Consider the following 21,643-nt stretch of genomic DNA (forward strand, 5'->3'; position numbering starts at 1 on the left):
TCCTCACATACTTAGTTTGTATATTAAGAATAGAACAATATTTGGAAGGTACTTATTTATTCACATAATAAGAGCGATATACATTACGTTTATTTTTATTTTCAATATCAAGAAAAAGCTTTTTGATTATTTTATCATTTATTAACAGTGAATTAAGCTCATTCATTAGGCACGAGTGTTTAAGTGGTAATTTGCAGCTTGCCGCTGCCTTACTAAATGCCATGGCATTAATATAACCTTCAAAATGAAGACGATTGGGTTTTGTAATCTTGCTTGCTTGCATATCAGCTAAAAACTCATTGCAAAAATCATCGCTACAAGTGAGTGGATTGGGAACAATTTCAGTAACCATAATATGAGAGGGAGAAGTTACTTCATCAAATAAGTCAAAGCTAGGTACAAAAGAGACACTAGTATAGTCTGGGGTAAAGTTCTTCGCATATGCACTATTTATAAACTCACCAAGTGGCGCATAGGTACCAACTAAACAGATAGCTGTCACCCCGCTGGCTTGTAAGGCATTAAGCGCTGAAGCTACATCATGACTATTACGTTGGTAACGCGCGACTTTTATAGGCGAAAGTTGATATTTTGCTAGCTCTTTTCTTAGCCCTGATTCGACGTACAAGCCAAACTCATCTGCTTGAATAAATAGCCCTATCTTTGTATGTTTACGCTCCTCTACTAAGTATTTAATTTGCTCTGCGGCTTCGTCATTATAGCTGGCTCTTAGATTAAATATGTTAGCGCGTGATTTATCATGTAGGAAGCTCGCCCCGCTAAAAGGCATTATGAACGGGGTTTGTGACTGCTCTAGTAAAGGTATAATAGCGTGGCTAGTTGGGGTGCCCATAGCACCAAACAGTGCATCGACTTTGTCGGTATAAATAAAAGTACGGGTATTATTAACGGTTTGCTTTGGTTCGTAGTTATCGTCAGCAACTAGAAGTTGTATCTGAGCACCGTTTATACCACCAGCATTATTAACCTTGTTAAAGTAAATGCTACTGCCTTTATGCAACTGTAGGCCAATATTTTGAGCCGGTCCGCTAAGCGCTGTAGACATACCAAGTTTAATAACTTTGCTATTATCTTGCTCTGCATAGGCTATAGGCTGCCCTAAGGCTAATGCGACAGAGGCAATGCTAAGGTGTATTATTATGCGAAGTGCGCTCATACCAGTTATCTACAGCCTTTTTTAATAATATATTAAATGACTTGGTGCCATTCAAACCTAGCTCAGTTTGGATATTTTTAGGTGTCCAATTTTGTAATACTAGCCTAATAAAAACAGATTGGAAATTATCCTCATCATTTGGCAAGCTAAGAGGAGATGCCCAAAAACTCCTCCATAGTAAAGGTTTAATATTAAAGAGCTGATAGTCACTTGTTAACATAGACTTTAATCTTGATTGATCGGCTATGCTGATGGTATGGGTATTAAAGCGTGAAACAATTTTTGCTACCAGTTTATAATCTAGCTGACTAAAATGGCTGAGCAATTGCAAAGGAAAATCAGCTTCGAACTGGGCTGTTAATTGTTCTAGTAGTTGGTCATTTTTAGTTAAGCTCTTAATAACTAATGCGCTATGTTCACCCGTTGCCTTATCTTTTTGAAAACCCAGCTTTACCAAATTAAAGTCATTATTTTGCCAAAAACTAAGTAATTGCGCATTAGCACCAAAGCTAGCACCAAACCAATCACACTCTTTCTGTAATTGCTGTTCACAGTAATGAAGTAATTGTGTTCCTAGGTGCTTATTGTGCTGCCCTGGGTCAATGGCAATTCGCACCACGCGAGCGCAGTATTGTTTTAATACCTCAGGGTTAAAGCTTAATTGTGCAAGGCTTTGCGCCATTAAGTGCCCTTGAGGACGGCGCTTACCTTGCACTACTTCATTACTCAACGATGTAGTAAAGCCACCTTCTATCGCTACTAAACACACACCAAGAATATTATCACCTTGTTGACAAACAAATAGGCGTTGCCCAGCGGCATCTAGTAAGTGACGTAAGTCATTCACACTGGTTTGATAATGTGCCAGTGTTAGTAAGCCAACAACTTGATGAAGCAGTGGTTCGTCGTTAGTAAGTTGATTTGCTTGCAGATGCTTAAATTGTAGGGGAGCAGTATTCAAACTAGCGCTGTGATGTTCTGCATCCAAAGCTAAGAGTGTACGAAGGTGCAGCTCTAAAGGATCGTGCTTTGCAAAACGGATTGGCTGCTCAAGACTGATGCTACGCATGTTTTTAAAATGCGTTTTGAGGTAACGAGTAAACTTTAAAATATAACCGCGACCATTACCTTCATAGCCAATCATAGTGCTTGAAAAGACCACGCGAGGATAAAGGTGAAGAATTTTTATGAGAATTGGAACAGGGATTGCTGCTGCTTCATCAATTAATAGCAAATCGCACTGCGGTTGTTCGTTCAGTAGTTGATCAGGCGCCACATAGTGCATGTTTGCAATGTGTTTATCGCCAGCTTGATATTCTATATCAAGCGCACTCGCTAAGTGCTTAAAACTACTGTGCAAAGCACGAAATTGCATAGAGCAAATAAGTATGTTTTTATCGCTGAGTTTACTTGCTGCAATACCTAATGCGGCTGATTTTCCTCTTCCCCGATCTGCATTAATTAATAATGGTCGATTTGCTCGTCCGTTTGCTGTTTTTATTATTAATTCAATACACTGTTGTTGCTCGGTAAAGTCAATTTCACCAGTTGATAGATTCGTACCGGTAATACACTGCCAACCATTTTGCTGGCTAAAATGCAGTAAAGTAGTTTTGCTTAGTAAGTGAGCTAAGCGTTGGTTAAAAAAGCTGTAAGGGTGCATTTGCCCAAAAGATTGAAATAAGGGAAGGGCGTCATCACACCAGTGTTCAAGTTCTTTAAGTTCGGGTAGCAATATAATTAAAAAACCACCTGCTTGCACAACGCCACTAAGCGCAGCTAGTTTATCTGGCACCAGTCCACTGTAGCCGTCATAAACAGCATGGGCGCACTCTTGCCCTAAAATTTGGTGGGTATGCTCTGGCCAATGTGCATTAATTAAATGAGTGCTTTTTGACAGTACAAAAGAAGGGTGCTGCAAATGAGCAAGCAGCTGAGTACATTGCTCATAACACCAATTTTTATCGCCTGTAAGCAGCAGTAACTGGCGATGTTTCGCATACGCAAGTTGTTGCTGTACACGCTCTACAACGTGGTTAAACGGCTTGTAATCTTGCATAAGCTGTTACTAACCACTTACTGCCTAAGTCGTCAAAGTTAACTTGTACGCGAGATTGTGCGCCACTGCCTTCGTAGTTGAGTACGGTGCCAATGCCAAACTTTGCATGCAGCACGCGTTGACCTAAGTTAAATCCGCTTTCTTCAAATGCAGCATGGCTAACCGATGCGCTAAAGCGACCGGCTGCAGGCGGGCGAGATACTTGTGTTTTAATGCGAATTTCTTCTACGCAGTCTTCGGGTATTTCACGTAAAAAGCGCGATGGGCTGTGATATTTCTCTTGGCCATATAAACGGCGGCTTTCGGCATGGCTTATATACAGCTTATCCATAGCGCGGGTCATACCCACGTAACAAAGACGGCGCTCTTCTTCTAAACGGCCGGTTTCTTCATTACTTTGCTGAGATGGAAACATACCTTCTTCAACACCGACCATAAACACTAAAGGAAACTCCAAACCTTTAGCTGAGTGAAGCGTCATCATTTGTACGGCGTCTTCATGCTCATCGGCTTGGCCTTCGCCAGATTCAAGTGAGGTATAAGCTAAAAAGCCTTGTAGTGGCGAGCTAAACTCTTCCTCTTCAGGGAGTTCATACTGATCGCAGGCACTAATTAATTCTTCTAAGTTTTCTACTCGAGCGCGGCCTTTTTCGCCTTTTTCAGCCTGATACATAGCCATTAACCCTGAGGTTTGAATCGCGTATTTAGCTTGCTCATGCAACGTTAAGTCACTAATTTTATCTTCAATATGCTCAATAAGTTCGACAAACTTTGCAACAGCTCCTGATGCTCGACCCGATAAATGCTGTTGTTCTACAATGGCTTTAGCAGCATACCAAAGCGGCAAAGATTCAGCGCGAGCGCAGTCACGTATATGGCTTAATGTTTTGTCGCCAATCCCACGGGCTGGGGTATTAATTACACGCTCAAATGCGGCATCATCTTGGCGGTTACCCACTAAGCGTAAGTATGAGAGGGCATCTTTAATTTCTTGACGTTCGAAGAATCGCATACCACCATAAATTCGGTATTTTAAACCTTCTTGTAGCATCGCTTCTTCAAGTACCCGCGATTGCGCATTACTACGATACAAAATAGCCGCATCCTGTAGCGCATTTCCGGCATTTAGCCAGCTGCGTAATTTGCTACTCACAAAGCGCGCTTCATCTAGCTCGTTAAAGGCAGCATAAATAGAAATTGGCTCGCCGTCGTTACCGTCAGTCCACAAGCTTTTACCCATACGCTCGGAGTTATTTTGTATAAGTGCATTAGACGCTTTAAGAATAGTGGCAGTCGAGCGATAGTTTTGCTCAAGGCGAATCGTCTCTGCATCAAAGTCTGTTAAAAAGCGTTTGATATTTTCAATTTTAGCGCCACGCCAACCGTAAATACTTTGGTCATCATCACCTACAATCATAATACTACTAGTGTCGCCCGCAAGTAATTTTAGCCATGCATACTGAATAGTATTGGTATCTTGAAACTCGTCTACTAGCATGTGTGCGAAGCGCTGCTGATAATGACGAAGCAGGGTTGGGTTGTTTTTAAGAACCTCATAACTACGTAGTAATATTTCAGCAAAATCAACTAGGCCCGCTCTATCACAAGCTTCTTGATAGGCTGCGTAAACGCGCAGCATCATTTGCTCGTTAATATCGTATGCCTGAATATCTTTAGGGCGCAGAGCTTCGTCTTTTTTAGCGCTTATGTACCAACCAAACTGTTTGGCTGGCCATTTTTTATCATCAATATTCATCGATTTTAACAAGCGCTTGATCATGCGAAGCTGATCGTCTGAGTCTAAAATTTGAAAGGCTTCAGGTAAATTTGCTTCACGGTGATGTGCCCGTAAAATTCGGTGCGATAAACCATGGAAAGTACCAATCCACATGCCGCCAACAGGGGCTTTTAGAGTTTCTTCAACCCTTGAACGCATCTCTTTAGCGGCTTTATTGGTAAAGGTTACCGCAAAAATACTGTAGGCAGAGGCTTGCTCTACTTGCATTAACCAGGCAATACGATGAACCAATACTCGAGTTTTACCTGAACCTGCTCCTGCTAATACCAGCATGTTTTGTAATGGCGCTGCAACGGCATCGCGTTGTTTATCATTTAAGCCATCGAGTAATTCTGAAACGTCCATCGTTACGCCTTTTTAATCAATAATGAGAGCAGTATAACAGGTGTTTTTGTTAGGCTAAATAAAATACTGTTTTTATAAACAGCTATTTATAAAATAGGTATTTAAGTTGTTGAATAGTGAACAGTATAAACTGAGCAAGTAACTAAAATAGCTATTTAAAATTGCTAATTTGACTTATTTTTGGCAAAAAATACTAAAGCGATAAATTCGTAATAATTTAACTGTATGATTTGTAAGCCTTAATAAATTGGCATAAAGTGTGTAAGTATAAATAATAAGTACAAATACAAAATTAATTAAACTACAGAGGTTAGTATGTCTCAACAAGGTTCTGGCGGAAATGTAATAGCCGCTCTATGTAATATTTTTTTCCCGGGTTTAGGGCAGTTGGTGCAGGGTCGTATTTTATCGGCGCTGGTGTTTGCCATTTTGGTTTTTGGCGGTTACGCGTTATGGTTCTTAGTTGTTCCAGCTATTGTTGGAGCCGTATTCCATTTATGGGCAATTATTGATGCTGCCCGCTATCGCTCAGGCGGTTAGCTATATTGATGATACTAAATAACCTGAACTCTGGATAATAAATCTATCTCTAGCAGCTATTTTGAGCGCTAACTGCGTTGAATTTACTTGCAATAGACTAGCTATTGACGCGTAATTTCGCCTTGTTTTCACTGAAAATTTCTGGCTAGAGAAAATAAACATAAATATCATTTTATTCAATATGTTAGTAAATCTCTTAACCAGAGTTCAGGTTAAGTAGCGCCTTGCGGCGCTATTTTTGTATCTGGCTTGCGTTATTCATAACTGACTAGGTTATAATCTATTGTAATTAGCAGTACTGGAATAAAGTTATGGAATACCAATTTATTCGCGACCCTATTAGTGGGTTAAGAATTAAAATAAGCAGCGAGCATGCGATTATAGGCCGTTGGTTAAATGAAGAAATAGGCAAAGACAAAGTGGCTATGGTGCTGGCGCTTATTAGCTCGGTGAGTTCAAGCTTTGAACCGTTAACACTTAAAGGCCAAGAAATTGACCTGATCCTTTCTAAAGATGAAGCGTTATTTGAAGCGCATGCGCTGCATCAAGATAACGAAGATATATTAGCCTACCAAGATGACGAATTAATGCTTGAAGAGAATGATTTAAGCAGCGGTTGTGGTTTTGAAGACTTTGTTGACCTGATCAACTCATGGCATGAGTTTTCGGCTGGTCGTTAAGTTATATTATCTGTATTATTACCCTAATTATAAATCCAACAGTGGAACCAATATGTCTGCGAATTTAAACAAGCTAGTTGTTATGCTAGAAATGCAAAATGCCATGAATACTAAAGTACATGAGCAATGGTTTAGCCAAGGCTTTGAATGGTACCGAGCTATTTGGGTTGAATGTGCAGAAATGTTAGACCATTACGGTTGGAAATGGTGGAAAAAACAAACACCAGATACTGAACAGGTGATTTTAGAGCTGGTTGATATTTTTCACTTTGGCTTATCGTTGCGTATTGACGGTGAGACTAGCTACGAGCAAATAGCAACAAAACTACAAGCCGAAATGAGTGCACCACAACAAGGTGATGACTTTAAACAAACACTTGAATTATTAGCAGCCAGTGCTGTTGCCAATAAAGCGTTTAATGCAGCCGCTTTTGCTGGTTGTATGGCGCAAATAGGCATGGATATTGATGATTTATACCGTGGTTATGTAGGTAAAAATACGCTTAACTTTTTCCGCCAAGATCATGGCTACAAAGATGGCAGCTACATTAAAGTATGGCATGGTCAAGAAGATAACGAACACTTAGTAGAAGTAGTTAAAAGCCTTGATACTGAACATGCAGATTTTGCAAAACAGGTATATCAAGGCTTAGTAGCGCGTTACCCTCAGGGCGAATGAGCTAAATAAGCTAAATAAGCTAAATAAGCTAAATAAGCTTACGGTAATCGGTGACGCTTATGTAGTCGGTTATATCGTTATGTGGTTGTTGACTATTAGGGTTAGCAACCGCAAGTAAATGCTCAATGCCGTATTTTCGTGCGGCATTTAATACCGGTAAACTGTCATCTACAAATAAAGTGCGGCGTTTATCAAACCCTAAGTCCCCTTGCACTTTATGCCACAAGCTTTGTTGCTCTTTACTTACTCCATATTCATGAGTCGATACCACCCCGTCTAAATAGTTATCAATAGCGGTATGTTCAAATTTAAGCATGACGCATTCAGGATGGGCATTAGTCAGCAAAATGAGCTCTTTACCTGCTCGTCTAAGTTCAGTTAAAAAATGCGGAACGTCTTCACGAATTTTGATTAAGTGGGCAGACTGGCGCTTTAGTTCGAGAATAGGTAAGTTTAGCTGTGCCTCCCAATAGTCAGAGCAGTACCACTGAATTTTGCCACTCACAGCCTGATAGCGTTTTAAGATATCTGCGCGGGCTTCCTCAAAACTGATATTTTGAGCCAGAGCATGTTGTTGGGGTACAACATTGAGCCAAAAGTCAGTGTCATAATGTAAATCAAGTAAAGTTCCATCCATGTCGAGTAATACAGTATCGATTTTTGACCAGTTGAGCATGATGTATCCTTGTGAAAACTACTTTTTGAAATGAATAAGTTGCGATGAAGTAGATTAATGAACTTTGTAAATTGAGTTATTAAGGTATAAATCCGACAATATTATATTAAGAGCGTATTCGTAGCCTAAAATAAAGAATTAACCTTAGCTAAACCCGAGAATTATTTGCTCAATTAAATTGCTTTTAATTCAAACTGAAACTCGCATCTTATACTCATTTGGGTATATGATTAGTATAACTGCAATGATAGCAAATTGATGCCCATGACACAGAAAAAGCACCCAACACCACCACAAATTCTCAGTAATAATGTTGTCGCTAAAAGTCGCTTATTTACTGTGGAGTCTTTAGAGCTTAAGTTTTCAAATAACGAAGAGCGTCAGTATGAGCGAATTCGCGGCGGTGGTCGTGGAGCCGTTATGATTGTACCTATGACCACTGAAAATGAGTTATTACTGGTTCGTGAGTATTGTGCAGGCACCAATGACTATCAGTTAGGGTTTCCCAAAGGGCTCATTGACCCAGGTGAAACGCCTGAACAGGCTGCAAACAGAGAGCTCAAAGAAGAAATTGGCTTTGGCGCTGAATACTTTAAACCGCTTAAAACGGTCACTATGGCACCGAGCTATTTTAACGCAACCATGCATATTTTGTTTGCTAAAAATTTATATCCTGAAACCTTACTAGGCGATGAGCCTGAGCCCTTAGTGGTTGTGAAATGGCCACTTTCACAATGGCAGTCGTTATTAGAGCAACCTGACTTTACTGAAGCACGTAGTGTTGCGGCTCTGCTATTATTAGATAAGTATTTAGCCTCAGGAGACATTAATGAATAAACTTCTAGAGCCATGTATTGAGCTTGCGCAAAGTGCAGGGGATGCCATTATGTCTTTGTATAAAAAAGACGATATTGGTCAGCAAGAAAAATCAGATAATACGCCAGTAACTAAAGCAGATTTAGCTGCAAATGATGTGCTCGTGGCGGGTTTAAATGCGCTTGCTCCTGACATTCCTATTATGTCAGAAGAAACCCCCATTCCAGCGTTGCAAGATAGACAGCACTGGCAACGTTATTGGTTGCTTGACCCAATGGATGGCACCGGTGAATTTATACTCGAAAGTGGTGACTTTGCCGTTAATATTGCATTGATAGAAAATAACCACCCAGTGTTGGGGGTTATTCATTGGCCAGCAAAGGGCGTGACCTATTATGCAACGGCTAAAAATGGGGCATTTAAGCGTGAAGGTGAGCACGATAAACAAATATTTGTTGCACCGCCCGAGAGTTTAACTTTGGCTGTAAGCCGCCGCCAAAAAATAGAAGCAGTTAGCCAGTATCTAAATGCGCAATTTGCAACTGTGGCTTTAGGTTCGTGTTCACTTAAGGCGTGTATTGTTGCTGAGGGTAAAGCAGATTGTTTTTTAAGAATAGGTCCTACAGGTGAGTGGGATACGGGGGCATCGCAAGTTATTGTTGAAGAAGCGGGCGGCTGTATTACCGACGCTGAATTTAATCCTTTAACGTATAACCAAAGAGAAAGCACAGAAAATCCTGACTTTATTGTTATGGGTCATCCCGACTGGGAGTGGCAAAAAATGATAAATCCACATCAACGATTACTGTAAACACCACTGTTTGATGGGTTTTTGTTCACTTAAACGCTTTTAATTAGTAAAACCTTGCATTATAGGTTTATTCCTATATTATAGCGCTCTCTTCGAAACAGGCTTGTGAATAACACAAAACTGTTACTAAGAAATTACAGGCGCGGGATGGAGCAGCCTGGTAGCTCGTCGGGCTCATAACCCGAAGGTCGTCGGTTCAAATCCGGCTCCCGCAACCAATTCTCTTCGTTAGATTTGGTGCTGTAAAACTCTAACTTAAGAGATTAAATTAAGTAGTCGATAGACTTTAAATATACAGGCGCGGGATGGAGCAGCCTGGTAGCTCGTCGGGCTCATAACCCGAAGGTCGTCGGTTCAAATCCGGCTCCCGCAACCAATTTTCTTTAGAGGATTGGAAGCCAAGTTGTAATGTAAGCAACTATAAATAAATCTGCAATTTCAGGCGCGGGATGGAGCAGTCTGGTAGCTCGTCGGGCTCATAACCCGAAGGTCGTCGGTTCAAATCCGGCTCCCGCAACCACTGAAATAAATTGTAAGAATGAATCGACACTCTATACGAGTGTTTTTTTATGCCTAAAATTCAGTGAAATGGATAGCTCGTCGGTCTCAGCTCTCCATTAGCCAGCAAAGGTCGTCTATTAAATTCCGGCTTCCGCAACCACTGAAATAACATGTTTTATTAAATCGACACGCTAAAGCGTGTTTTTTTATACCTGAAATTCAGTGAAGTAAATAGCTCGTCGGTCTCAACTCTCCATTAGCCAGCAAAGGTCGTCTATTAAATTCCGGCTCCCACAACCACTGAAATAATATGTTTTATTAAATCGACACGCTAAAGCGTGTTTTTTTATGCCTGAAATTCAGTGAAGTAAATAGCTCGTCGGTCTCAGCTCTTCATTAGCCAGCAAAGGTCGTCGGTTCGCTCCTTACAAACTCTGGCTCCCGCAACCACTGAAATAAACAGTTATAGTAAAGCAACACGCCTAAAGCGTGTTTTTTTATGCCTAAAATTCATATTCCCTCACGCTATTTTTAACACGTATACCTGCTGTTCTTTTCTAATTCTACTTTTTGAAAGTGTTATTGCTGAATATTTAGTATGCTATGCACTAAACTCTTTAAAACTTTTTGTAATCAAAATTATGACTGAACTTTATCACTGGTTTGATTTAATAGGTGTGGCGGTATTTGCTATCTCAGGCACCTTGGTAGCCTATGAAAAGAAAATGGATGGCTTTGGTGTAGTTGTACTTGCAACTGTTACGGCTATTGGCGGCGGTACCGTTCGCGATGTGATACTCGACCAGCCCGTATTTTGGTTACACGACCAAAGCTACTTCTACGCTATTTTGGTGGCGGTTCTGGTTACTACACGACTGATCAATAAGCAAAAATCCATTCCATACTATGTATTGCAAACTGCTGACGCGTTTGGCTTAGCCTTTTTTGCGGTCATGGGAGCGCAAAAAGCGCAATTGGCTGGTATGCCAGATATGACGGTTGTGATTATGGCTGTAATAACCCCCTGTTTTGGTGGGCTTATTCGCGACGTGCTTGCCCGCGATATTCCAATGCTGCTTAAAGGTGAGCTGTATGCTATTACCTGTATTGCTGGTGGCATTGTCTATACATTAAGTATCAACCTATCGTTAACGGTGGAAGTGGCAATGATTCTGAGTATGCTAATGACCTTATTGCTACGTTTTTCGGCGATTAAATGGAAGATTATATTACATGTTTTTAAATATCCTGACTAAACTGTGTAAATACAGCTGTTAACTAGGGCCTGTTGACCTTTGCGGATTAAAGTTTGTTCAAACTAGGGGCGATTTAATCGCAGCGCGAGGTTTGTAACCTAGTGGGCTAAGTAAAAACCGAGCAACAAAGAGTTAATTGTCCCTAGGCAGAACCCTTCGGGCAGCGCCTGTTTGGCATTGATGCTGCGTTATCGCCTATTTATGGGGAGTAACCACACGACATAGGCTCTGCCTTGCCTAAATACCAAACAGACTGCTGCAAATTTAACCTTGAAAGGTCAGCAGACCCTAGGATAAGGAATGTCGTTAGCCCGTATATTTTCTCGCGCGCAGGTGGGGATCAACGCCCCTGAGGTGATGGTTGAAGTGCATTTAGGGAATGGTTTACCCGCCTTTCATATCGTCGGCTTACCTGAGGCGTCGGTTAAAGAGGCCAAGGATAGAGTACGTAGTGCTCTAGAAAACTCGCAATTTGGATTTCCCGATCAACGTATTACCGTTAATTTAGCGCCTGCCGATCTTCCTAAAGATGGTGGGCGATTTGACCTTGCGATTGCGGTAGGTATTTTGGTCGCATCGGGGCAAATAGTCTGCCCTGATATTCATAAGTATGAATTTTACGGTGAGCTTGCACTTAATGGTGAAATACGTGCTGTAAATGCCATTTTGCCTTCAGTGCTTGGTGCTAAAGAGCAAAATCGTTGCTGTTTTCTGCCTCTTGAAAACGACAGTTTGGCCAGCCTTGTCAGTGGTGTAAAACGAAAAGCCGTCAGTTCTATTCAAGAGGTATGGGGAGACTTGCTCAATCAACAACCTTTACCGCTTAACATTGCCTACCCTGATTGCACCCAAGCGCCAGATTTTTTACTCGATTTAAGCGATGTAAAAGGCCAACCTGGTGCTAAACGTGTATTAGAAATTGCCGCTGCTGGTGGGCATAATTTACTATTTTTAGGTCCACCAGGGACCGGAAAATCAATGCTTGCACAACGAATGGCCACAATAATGCCAACCATGTCTGATGATGAAGCCATTGATACTGCTGCTTTATATTCAATTATTGGCCACTCAATTGATTTAACCAATTGGCGTCAGCGACCGTTTCGCAATCCGCATCATACCTGTTCTGCAGTAGCGCTAGTGGGTGGTTCGTCTAACCCTAAACCCGGTGAAATATCGCTAGCGCATAATGGTGTTTTGTTTTTAGATGAGCTCCCTGAATTTGAGCGTAAAGTGCTAGACTCGCTACGCGAGCCAATGGAAACCGGAACAGTGACGATTTCGCGCGCGGCCAGACAAATGGAATTTCCAGCGCAGTTTCAGCTTATTGCAGCACTTAATCCCAGTCCGACAGGGTGTCATCATGATAAACGGGCGACACCCGATCAGGTGATGCGCTATTTATCGCGAGTATCGGGGCCGTTTATTGACAGAATTGATTTGCAAATTGAACTACCAAGGTTGAGCAGCGTGGAGCTACAAAGTACAACTACAGAAGAAACCAGTGCTGAGGTGAGGGCGCGAGTAGAAGCAGCTTATGCAGTTCAGCTTAAACGCCAAGGTAAAGTAAATGCGCGGTTAAATAACAAAGAGATGAGCTTGCACTGTGAGTTACCACCTGCAGAACTGCAGTTTTTAGCCAGAGCCAGTGAAAAGCTGGCGCTATCACCGCGCTCTTATCATAGAGTAATTAAAGTGGCGCGAACTATTAGTGATTTAAAAGGTGCGCCACAAATCAGTTTAATTGAGCTTAAAGAAGCGCTTAATTATCGGGCATTTGAGCGTTTATTATCGCAGTTAACCCAACACTAAGGCTTTAAATTGAAAGCATATAGCCTTTACCGCGAACAGTGACGATACGTTTTTGATCTTTTTCATCGTTCAGCTTTTTACGTAAACGACCCACTAACACGTCTACTGTGCGATCGTTGGGGCTCCAATCGGGCTGGCCAATTTCTTCTGATATTTTTTCACGGGAAGTCGCTTTACCAGCATTACCAATCAAACAAATAAGCACCTTGTGTTCAGCTTCAGTCAGTCGTGATTCAATCCCACTGGCGGTAATAAGGGTGCGATTGTCTGGATGAAGTTTAAAATCGGCATATTCAATAAACTCTTCACTGTCATCGTCGCTGTGATTATTGGCAACACGTTTGTATAGGGCGCGCATTCTTAGCTCAAGCTCAAGTAAATCTACAGGCTTGCAAATATAGTCATCAGCACCTTGGGCAAGGCCTGCAATTCGATCGGCTTGTGAGTCACGACTCGATAATAAGATAACGCCAATATCGGTGAGCGTATTTAGTTCTTTGGCAAGTTGTAAACCGTCGCGCTTTGGTAGCACAATATCAATTATTGCCAAGGAAATAGTATTGCGCTGATTTACGCGGCTTTTAACAACGTTTAACGCATCGGCCCCGGTGGGGTCAACGTCAATAGAAAACTCGGTATTTATAAAATGATTTTGGATGCGCTTTACGAGTAATTCGTCATCCTCAACCAATAAAACATTAATTGCCATAGTCTGTTATTTTTTTAGTTTCAGCTTTGCATATTAGCATCATTGATGGCCTGTATAACACAGAGAACATTGTTTTTCGGTAACATTATATTCCGAATAGGTCTAATAATATTGCATTTTGTAATGCGCACTTTTTTACTTCATCGACAAAGTGCGCATTATGGTTACTAATCTTTATACATTGAATCCCACCATTGTGGTTCATTTTTTAACTTTTTGTCAAAGTAAGCCAACATAGTGTTCCACCAATTAAATCGTTTATCGCGCGCAAATATTTGGTGATCTGCTCCTTTGTATTCTATCATTTCAACGTCTTTATTAAGCAGTTTTAGTGCGGTGTACATAGTTAAGCTTTCGCCCACAGGTACATTGGTATCACTGTCACCGTGAATAAGCAGTAATGGCGTGGTTACTTTATCGGCATGAAATACAGGGCTATGCTGGCTGTAAAGTTGAGGGTTATTCCACGGAAAGCTATTTTTTGAGGCTTCGCCTGAGTATAAATAACCCCACCATCCTTCACCCCAGTATGACGTTAAGTTTGAAATACCGGCATGAGCAATAGACGCGCTAAACATATCGGTTTTGGTGGCAAGCAGCATAGTCATAAAGCCACCATAAGATGCACCAAGGTTACCTACTTTACCACTGTCTACAAAATTATATTTAGCTAAAAATGCCTCTGTACCCTCCATAATGTCATCGGCGGTATAGTCGCCCCAAGCATTTACATGTTGTGCTGAAAAAGCTTGCCCAAAACCCGTTGCGCCGGTTGGTTGTACAACATAAACCACGTATCCGTTTGCTGCCCATAAGTTAAAAGGGTAACGCCCAGTAAACCCGCGTGTTACTGGTGAGGTGCCTCCATAATAATAAACAAGAGCAGGGTATTTCTTGGCTTTATCAAGATTGTTTGGCAGATAAACACGGCCAGAGATTTCTACGCCACGCTTATTGGTAAAGTTAAATTCTTCAAGCGCAGGAATAGCCGTATTGGCATAAGCAATCGGGTTTGAATCCCAAATGAGCTCTACCTTGTTTTTACTTACGTCTAAGCGCTTGAGTTGTTGAGCGCTCGACGCATTGCTGCCACTAATTAATAACTGGGCATTGCGCGTATTTGAAAAGCTAAATTGCTGCACAATATCAAAGCCTGTATTTAACTTTTTAAAGCGCTGTTTACTCAGGTCAAATAAATACAGTGGTTGGGTATCTTTCTCTGTCACTTTGATTAGCGCATCACCATTGCTTAGTACTTCTAATGTGCCAATTGCGGGGTCAAACTGTTTGCTTAACGCCGTTACTTTTTTTGCGTTATCAGCTAGTAAGTAAAGCTGGCCATCGTAATTATTAGCCAGCATGTTCTTTGGTATTGTTCTGCCTGCACCATTTTTAAAATCAGGGCCTGCAACAACATAAATATTGTTTGCGGCATATTTAGCTTGATTAAAGTTTTTAAACTTACCTAATGATTTTATGCTGTTGGATTTTAATGTAAGTTCAACCAGCTCAGTCTCTGGGTGAGTTGAGGCTTGCATCGCCATTATTGGGCGACTTATTAATAGCTTTCCACGGTTGCTGTTAGCATCTTCAAGTTGATGGCTCAATACGCCTTCGGTCAGAGCTTTGGTTAAACCACTGTTGGTATCGAGTAAATATAATTGGCTAACCGTACGGGCATAAGACCAACGGTCTTGTAAGCCTTTATGATGTTTAGTGAGGCTATTGGTTTCTTCAGATGATTTAGACCAGCTAAAAAGAATACTATTATCGTTGTAATAGCTAAAGTTGCTTGTCCCCTCAAGGCCTGAGGCTAAGGTTTTTATAGCGAAAGTTTTACGGTTTAACTGCTTTAATTCACCGTTGAGTAAATAAACTAAAAATTGGTTATCAGGACTCCAAGTAAATTGGCTAGGCTGCACTTCTTCAAATCGGTATACCGTTTGGTTATTAGTATTTTTAAGCTCGGTTGTGGTAATGGCGTTGTTGCCTGTTTTATCGCTGAAGCGCTTTGTTGTACTTAAGTAATACTTAGCATCAGGCGACAAAGACAAACCGCTAATAGTCGGGGCGTCAAACAATTGTTTAGCCGATAAGCGCTTGGTTTTATTTGTCGTTAGGGTCACGACGTCAGTTTCTGCTTTTGGCACAAACTCTAAGGTGACATCATTCCAATTAGCAACCTGTTGAGCGATGACAACCACGGTATGTGAGCCGTTATTTAAAGCAAGCTGATAGCGTTGGTTTTCACCAGTTTGCTTCTCACCATTGATAAAAATCTGGCCTTGCTCTATTCCTTCAATGTTTAAGGAGCCTTGAGTAAACCGGTCTGTTTCAATATGAAATTTAAGTGCTTGTAAACCGCCTAAAGTAAGCGCGTTAATTTTATCAAGTGGTTGCCACTTATGCTTTTTACCAAACACAACAAAGCTTTCTGCACTTGATTCAAGTTGTGCAAGCAGATTATTAATAATCACGTCGCCATGGGGGGTCTGAAATGGCTTTGCTTGCATATCTTCTGCAAGTGGGCCGATAAACTGAATTTTTGATTGATCGAGTGGGGCAGCTAATGCCGTTAAACTCAAACTACTTAATGTGAGTAGGGTTGCCAAGCGAGTAAAACGTCTTGTGTAACGATACCAAGGTGCGCTTAAATTCATTGCTATGCCTATTGTTATTGGAGATTTGGCCAAATATAACATGTATTGTTATGATGGCTATTATCATCGGGTATTTATCCAACTTATCGGAGAGAAAGTGACACTATTAATCGTTTACATGGTTACAGCGATTGTGATTTCGTTTTTGTGTTCAATCATGGAGGCCGTACTATTAAGTATTTCACCTAGTTATGTTGCATTGTTGCGCAAAGAGCGGCCGGTGCTGGCTAAACAACTTGAAATACTAAAAAGTAATATTGATCAACCATTAGCAGCTATTTTAACGCTTAATACTGTTGCCCATACTGCTGGTGCCGCAGGAGTAGGTGCACAAGCCGCCGTGGTGTTTTCAGATGCAGCAGTGGGGATTGCATCTGCTATTATGACTTTATTGGTATTGGTGTTATCTGAAATTATTCCAAAAACCTTGGGTGCCAACTATTGGCGTGCTTTAACACCAAGTGTGACTTATGGTTTACGTATTTTGGTGTTAGTGCTTAAGCCATTTGTATGGGCTGCACAAAAGCTAACCAATTTGATGGGACAAAAGCATAATGAGGCCTATTATATTCGCCAAGAAATAGAAGCGATGGCCGATATTGGCAGTGAGTCAGGGGCACTTCATGCTGATGAGTCAGAGATCATTCGAAACTTACTGCATTTTAGGCACGCAAAACTAACCGACTTAATGACCCCGCGCACGGTTATTTTTAAAATTCATAAAGATCTTACTGTAAATCAGTACTTAAGCGAACATGGCTCTTCGTCATTCTCTCGAGTGCTAATTTACGACAAAGATGCTGACGATATAATAGGGTTTGTTCATAAAAACGACATTATGTTGGCATACCACCGCTTAGGTACAGACTACAAGATTAGTAAGTTGGTTAAGCCTATTTATACAGTACCGAGTACGCAAAACGTATCGTCGTTATTACAAATATTACTTACCAAGCGTACCCATATTTGTTTAGTGATTGATGAATACGGTGATGTGCAAGGAATAGTGACCCTAGAAGATATGATAGAGGCGCTAATGGGTTTAGAAATTGTTGATGAGCGAGATCAATCTACCAACATGCGTGCCGTGGCTAAGCAACGTTGGCATCAACGTTTAGCGGATAGTGAGCATATCGTCAGCGCCGAGGATAATGAATCTCGTTAGGGGTATTTAGTAAATATCAACCGGCAAAGGTCAGCAGACCTTAGTTATTATTTGTTTTAGCAGCTGTTTTTATCCAGTGTTGTGCCCACGAGATAAATTCAGCTTTTGCTTTTGGGCAACTAAACAAAAATCCTTGTATAGCTAAATTTGTTTGATAGTGCTTTAGATAGGCAAGTTCTTCCGGACGTTCAACACCCTCAGCAACAAGTTGCAGTTGCTCTTGGCTAGTCATATCAATCAATGAGTTGACCACAACTTGCGAAAACTTATCTGTTTCAATGTGGCTTATAAAAGAGCGGTCTATTTTTACTTCTGTAAATGGCAGCTGTTTCAGTTGGTTAATATTAGTAAAGCCAGTACCAAAATCATCCAGTGAGATACCAAAACCAAATATTCTTAATCTGTTTAAGGTTTCAAGTTGGGTATAGCTTGAAAGGGCATGTTGCTCGGTTATTTCAACAACCACATCACTGGGAAGCACGCCGTGCTTTTGTAATAACTGTAATAATTTATTAGGGCAGTTCAAATCATTTAACTGGCATGGCGACATATTAAATGACAACTTTAAGTTTTCCCCTAATTGTTCTTTCAGCTGCTTTAAGTCACTGCAGGCTTTTTCAAACAGCGTAAAAGTAATGTCATTGATTAAGTCGCATTGCTCAGCAAGGCTAATAAAACGGCTTGGTAAAATCACGCGTTCGTTTTTATTTGAAACAATACGAGCCAATACTTCAACACTTTGTATAAAGTTGGTGTTTATATTTATCTTAGGCTGGTAAAACGGTGTTATTTCATTATTTTTTAATGCGCTAACAAGTTTAGCTTTAGTAATTGGGCGCTCTTTTACAAGCGTATGGCTGTTTAACTGCGCTATTTTGGCAAGTAACATATTTACCTGATTTAATTGTACTGGCTTGGTAAGGTTACCAATTAAATGCACATTATGCTGCTTGGCTAGATCAGCTGCTAGGCTGATTATTTTAGGATCCATTTCAGAAATAATAACAATCGCACCGCAATAGCCTATTTCACCTAAGTTACGAATTAACTCCATACCATCCATTTCTGGCATATTCAGATCGGTAAATATGGCGTCATAAAAGTTTATATCAGGCTTTACTCTCTCTAGTGCTGTAACTGCGCTTAAGCAAGTGGTAACTTCTGGCATTTCGAGCTCATTAAAAATCGCTTTCATAACAATTAAAATGGCTTTTGAGTCATCAACAACGAGTATATTTGGCAATTGAGTTTGCATTGGTGTCCTTAGTAGTTGAAGCTTACTTCCTGTAATATTAAAAATAGTCGCTTGAATTGTTTTTGTCAGTATTTCAGGCATTTTTAGCTTACATTATCGCTAATAAAATGATGCTAGCTCACTCGTGTTTTTTTGGTGGGAAGGTATACTAGCGGCATAATTTATAATGGTTAGAATAATGATAAAAGTCGAACTTTCTCTGGCAGAGCAACCGTTTACGCTGATGATAGCAGAGCAGCAAGTTGTAAAAATATTTCATGATCAGCAAGCGATTGCATTTGAAAACCCACGTGAAAATTATGTCGAGTTTATGCTTGATGAGCAGTTAATTGGTATTGATAGCAACGAGGTCAGCCAGCAAAGCTTGGCGCTATATGTAAATAATCAGTTTGCAACTCAGTTAGCTTTACCTGTAGCAGCACAGGGCGCACCTAAAAAGGGGTTTTTAGGGCTCGCGGCGCTTGGCTTTAAATTATTTAAAAGTACTAAAGTTGTTAAAGTGGCGCTAGCGAGCGCATCGGTGGCCGGTTATGCTTGGCTGTTTACCATTGAGTTTGCGTTAATGCTGATTGCTTGCTTGGTGGTACACGAATATGGCCACGTACGAGCTATGAAGTATTTTGGCATTAAAACTAAAGGCATTTATTTAATTCCTTTTGTAGGCGGGTTAGCCGTTAGCGACGATAAAATAACTACGCGCTGGCAAGATGTGGTTATATCACTTATGGGGCCTGCCTTTGGTTTATTTACTTCTGTGCTTGGTGTAGTGCTTTATTACGCTACGGAAATGGAAATATTTGCAGGTGTTGCAGTGCTTAGTGCACTGCTTAATTTATTCAATTTACTGCCTATTTTACCGCTTGATGGCGGGCATGTACTAAAAAGCATAAGCTTCTCAATGCGCTCATGGCTTGGTTTAAGTGTGTGCTTACTTGGCGTGTTATTTGGTTTATGGCTTAGCTATACGTTTGGCTTAATGCTTTTAGTGTTCTTTTTGTTTGTTGGGGCGCTGGAAATTGTGTTTGAATGGCGCGGTCGCCATTACTCACATTTACTACCATTAGATAAATACGGCCAAGGCTTCTCGGCAGTAATGTATGCGCTGGTAGTTGTAGGCCATGTAGCAGTGATGATGCATTTTGCAGATTCAGAAAACGCGATATTAAGCTTACCGATGAAGATTTTATCAAGCTAAGTAAGCACGGGCTGTAATACAAGTTACAGCCCAGTTAGATTAATAAAAGCTCAATACCAGCGATATAAACACCCCAGTAATAATCAGCTGTACCACGCAAAACCCCATAATATCTTTAGCTTTTAACCCTGCAATGGCTAATACCGGTAATGCCCAAAAGGGTTGAATTAAATTGGTCCAAGCATCTCCCCATGCTACAGCCATAGCAACCCTTGCCATATCTGCACCAAGCTCTTGTGCTGCAGGGATAACAATAGGTGCTTGTACAGCCCATTGGCCGCCACCGGATGGCACAAACATATTAACTAACCCTGCACTAATAAAACTGTAAAATGGCAAGCTATCGGCATCCGCTATGGCAATAAAGCCCTGCGATATTTGTTGTGCTAACCCTGTATCGACCATAACGGCCATAATACCGGCATAAAAAGGGAACTGAATTACAATTCCCGCGCCACTCGGAATCGCTTGTTGTAGGCTATTTAGTAAATTGTGGGGGGTCTGATGTAGTGTGATAGCTAAAAATAAGAAAAGCGCTATCACGCTGTTGAGATTTAAGCCGCCACCTGCGATAAAAAAGTAATAACCTAAGTAGGCAAGTCCGAGTAAGCCAATGCCCATGCCTAGCAGTTTGCTTTGTTCTAAATGTTGCGCAGGGCGTGTTATTGTTACTCTATCGAGTAGAGTGTTCTTAAGCAGTGATGGGTCAATATAAACACTGTCTTTTTCACTTGGTAGCATGTAGCGGTTAACCAACGGCATAATAATAAATAAGCCAATCAGAATCGCAATGTTAAAACCTGCGAACAAGGTTTGCTCGGTGCCAATAATCCCCATTGTTGCCTGTGAAAAATGCCCTTCGCTGGCAATGGTTAGTGGTACGGAGCCTGCCAATCCGCCGTGCCATACTACAAAACCTGAGTAAGCACTTGCTACTAAGAGTCGATAATCTACTCGAGTCTGCTTAGCAATAGCCTTAGCAAATAAAGCCCCAATCACTAATCCAAACCCCCAATTAAGCCAGCTTGCTAAAAGCGAGATAAATGTCACTAAAATAATGGCTTTTGGGGCCGTATTAGCAAGCGTTGCTAATTTTGTTAGTAACTTACTTATTAAAGAGGTACTGGCGAGCATATAGCCTGTTACTAGCACCAACAGCATTTGCATGGCAAAGCTAAGTAAGTTCCAAAACCCGCTTCCCCATGATGTTATTACCTCAAGTGTGGTTGCAGGAGTCGCTAAATTCGCAATGCTCAAGGTAATAATAGTGAGCAAAATGACAAATATAAATGGGTCGGGTAAGTAGCGCTCGACGAGCTTAGTAAACGGGCTGGCAACTTTATTGAGCATAATTAATAACGAGTTAGTGAAAACTTATTTACTAATTAATCATGAAACCTTAGGATTAGCAAACACCGCTTTGAATAACCACTCAGTAAGGCAGGTTTTTAAAGGTTGCTGATGAGGAGAGTGTTACTAGCAAATATTTACCCAAGCAGATATTTGCTA

17 protein-coding genes and 3 tRNA genes are annotated in these 21,643 nt (G+C 40.9%); 12 read left to right on the forward strand and 8 right to left on the reverse strand.

Annotation, left to right across the window (positions count from 1 at the left end; all coding sequences use genetic code 11):
* Positions 1-52: 52 nt before the first annotated feature.
* Genes FLM47_RS00660 through uvrD form a run of 3 tightly spaced genes read right to left on the reverse strand, consistent with a single transcriptional unit; the run spans position 53 to position 5,379 of the window.
* Positions 53-1,177 carry an ABC transporter substrate-binding protein gene (locus FLM47_RS00660; protein WP_178954562.1) on the reverse strand — a complete coding sequence of 375 codons (1,125 nt, stop codon included), beginning with the start codon at positions 1,175-1,177 and terminating at the stop codon, positions 53-55.
* The gene (locus FLM47_RS00665) at positions 1,146-3,236 is read right to left on the reverse strand and encodes a GNAT family N-acetyltransferase (RefSeq protein ID WP_178954564.1); all 2,091 of its coding nucleotides are present in this window, start codon (positions 3,234-3,236) and stop codon (positions 1,146-1,148) included. Before FLM47_RS00665 ends, FLM47_RS00660 begins: the two co-directional genes overlap by 32 nt.
* Entirely contained in the window at positions 3,214-5,379 is a 2,166-nt protein-coding gene (gene uvrD / locus FLM47_RS00670; RefSeq protein WP_008108265.1) for a DNA helicase II, read from the reverse strand. Before uvrD ends, FLM47_RS00665 begins: the two co-directional genes overlap by 23 nt.
* Before the next feature lie 315 nt (positions 5,380-5,694).
* Between uvrD and FLM47_RS00675 the strand changes: the two genes are divergently transcribed.
* From FLM47_RS00675 to FLM47_RS00685, 3 genes are all read left to right on the forward strand, one after another.
* The gene (locus FLM47_RS00675; protein WP_054202800.1) at positions 5,695-5,919 is read left to right on the forward strand and encodes a hypothetical protein; all 225 of its coding nucleotides are present in this window, start codon (positions 5,695-5,697) and stop codon (positions 5,917-5,919) included.
* A 311-nt stretch (positions 5,920-6,230) separates the two neighbouring features.
* The gene (locus FLM47_RS00680) at positions 6,231-6,599 is read left to right on the forward strand and encodes a YacL family protein (RefSeq protein WP_008108271.1); all 369 of its coding nucleotides are present in this window, start codon (positions 6,231-6,233) and stop codon (positions 6,597-6,599) included.
* Between the two features lie 52 nt (positions 6,600-6,651).
* Positions 6,652-7,278, forward strand: a complete 627-nt coding sequence (locus FLM47_RS00685; RefSeq protein ID WP_178954566.1) for a dUTP diphosphatase — start codon at positions 6,652-6,654, stop codon at positions 7,276-7,278.
* Between the two features lie 28 nt (positions 7,279-7,306).
* Here FLM47_RS00685 and yrfG read toward each other — a convergent pair whose 3' ends face one another.
* Entirely contained in the window at positions 7,307-7,954 is a 648-nt protein-coding gene (gene yrfG, locus FLM47_RS00690) for a GMP/IMP nucleotidase (protein WP_178954567.1), read from the reverse strand.
* Positions 7,955-8,218: 264 nt separating this feature from the next.
* On the opposite strand from yrfG, the gene nudE reads away from it, so the two are divergent.
* The 7 genes from nudE to FLM47_RS00725 all read left to right on the forward strand — a co-directional run bounded on the left by nudE (position 8,219) and on the right by FLM47_RS00725 (position 13,150).
* Entirely contained in the window at positions 8,219-8,791 is a 573-nt protein-coding gene (gene nudE / locus FLM47_RS00695) for an ADP compounds hydrolase NudE (protein ID WP_008108276.1), read from the forward strand.
* Positions 8,784-9,581 (forward strand): 3'(2'),5'-bisphosphate nucleotidase CysQ, encoded by a 798-nt coding sequence (gene cysQ, locus FLM47_RS00700; RefSeq protein ID WP_008108277.1) that lies wholly within the window; start codon positions 8,784-8,786, stop codon positions 9,579-9,581. The genes nudE and cysQ overlap by 8 nt, the downstream gene beginning before the upstream one ends.
* 141 nt (positions 9,582-9,722) lie before the next feature.
* Positions 9,723-9,799 (forward strand) — tRNA-Met (locus FLM47_RS00705).
* 81 nt (positions 9,800-9,880) lie between these two features.
* A tRNA-Met gene (locus tag FLM47_RS00710) sits at positions 9,881-9,957 on the forward strand.
* A 67-nt stretch (positions 9,958-10,024) separates the two neighbouring features.
* Positions 10,025-10,101 (forward strand) — tRNA-Met (locus FLM47_RS00715).
* 622 nt (positions 10,102-10,723) lie between these two features.
* Positions 10,724-11,338 (forward strand): trimeric intracellular cation channel family protein, encoded by a 615-nt coding sequence (locus FLM47_RS00720; RefSeq protein WP_008108278.1) that lies wholly within the window; start codon positions 10,724-10,726, stop codon positions 11,336-11,338.
* 300 nt (positions 11,339-11,638) lie between these two features.
* Complete coding sequence (locus FLM47_RS00725) at positions 11,639-13,150, forward strand: YifB family Mg chelatase-like AAA ATPase (protein WP_178954569.1); 1,512 nt, start codon at positions 11,639-11,641, stop codon at positions 13,148-13,150.
* A 4-nt stretch (positions 13,151-13,154) separates the two neighbouring features.
* Here the strand turns inward: FLM47_RS00725 and FLM47_RS00730 are convergent, their stop codons facing one another.
* Complete coding sequence (locus FLM47_RS00730; RefSeq protein ID WP_138605934.1) at positions 13,155-13,859, reverse strand: response regulator transcription factor; 705 nt, start codon at positions 13,857-13,859, stop codon at positions 13,155-13,157.
* 167 nt (positions 13,860-14,026) lie between these two features.
* On the reverse strand, positions 14,027-16,519 hold the full coding sequence (locus FLM47_RS00735) for a S9 family peptidase (RefSeq protein ID WP_178954571.1): 2,493 nt from the start codon (positions 16,517-16,519) through the stop codon (positions 14,027-14,029).
* A gap of 97 nt (positions 16,520-16,616) precedes the next feature.
* Here FLM47_RS00735 and FLM47_RS00740 point away from each other — a divergent pair, with 97 nt between their 5' ends.
* Positions 16,617-17,684, forward strand: coding sequence for a CNNM domain-containing protein (locus FLM47_RS00740; RefSeq protein ID WP_138605937.1), 1,068 nt, complete (start codon positions 16,617-16,619; stop codon positions 17,682-17,684).
* Positions 17,685-17,724: 40 nt separating this feature from the next.
* Here FLM47_RS00740 and FLM47_RS00745 read toward each other — a convergent pair whose 3' ends face one another.
* Positions 17,725-18,939, reverse strand: a complete 1,215-nt coding sequence (locus FLM47_RS00745; protein WP_178954573.1) for an EAL domain-containing protein — start codon at positions 18,937-18,939, stop codon at positions 17,725-17,727.
* Positions 18,940-19,117: 178 nt separating this feature from the next.
* On the opposite strand from FLM47_RS00745, the gene FLM47_RS00750 reads away from it, so the two are divergent.
* Positions 19,118-20,134, forward strand: coding sequence for a metalloprotease (locus FLM47_RS00750; protein ID WP_178954574.1), 1,017 nt, complete (start codon positions 19,118-19,120; stop codon positions 20,132-20,134).
* Between the two features lie 39 nt (positions 20,135-20,173).
* On the opposite strand, the gene FLM47_RS00755 is transcribed toward FLM47_RS00750, so the two are convergent.
* A complete protein-coding gene (locus FLM47_RS00755) occupies positions 20,174-21,484 on the reverse strand; it encodes a short-chain fatty acid transporter (RefSeq protein ID WP_138605941.1) in 1,311 nt (436 codons plus the stop codon).
* Between the last annotated feature and the right edge of the window lie 159 nt (positions 21,485-21,643).

This window comes from Pseudoalteromonas sp. Scap06 (assembly GCF_013394165.1).
Taxonomy (GTDB): Bacteria; Pseudomonadota; Gammaproteobacteria; order Enterobacterales; family Alteromonadaceae; genus Pseudoalteromonas.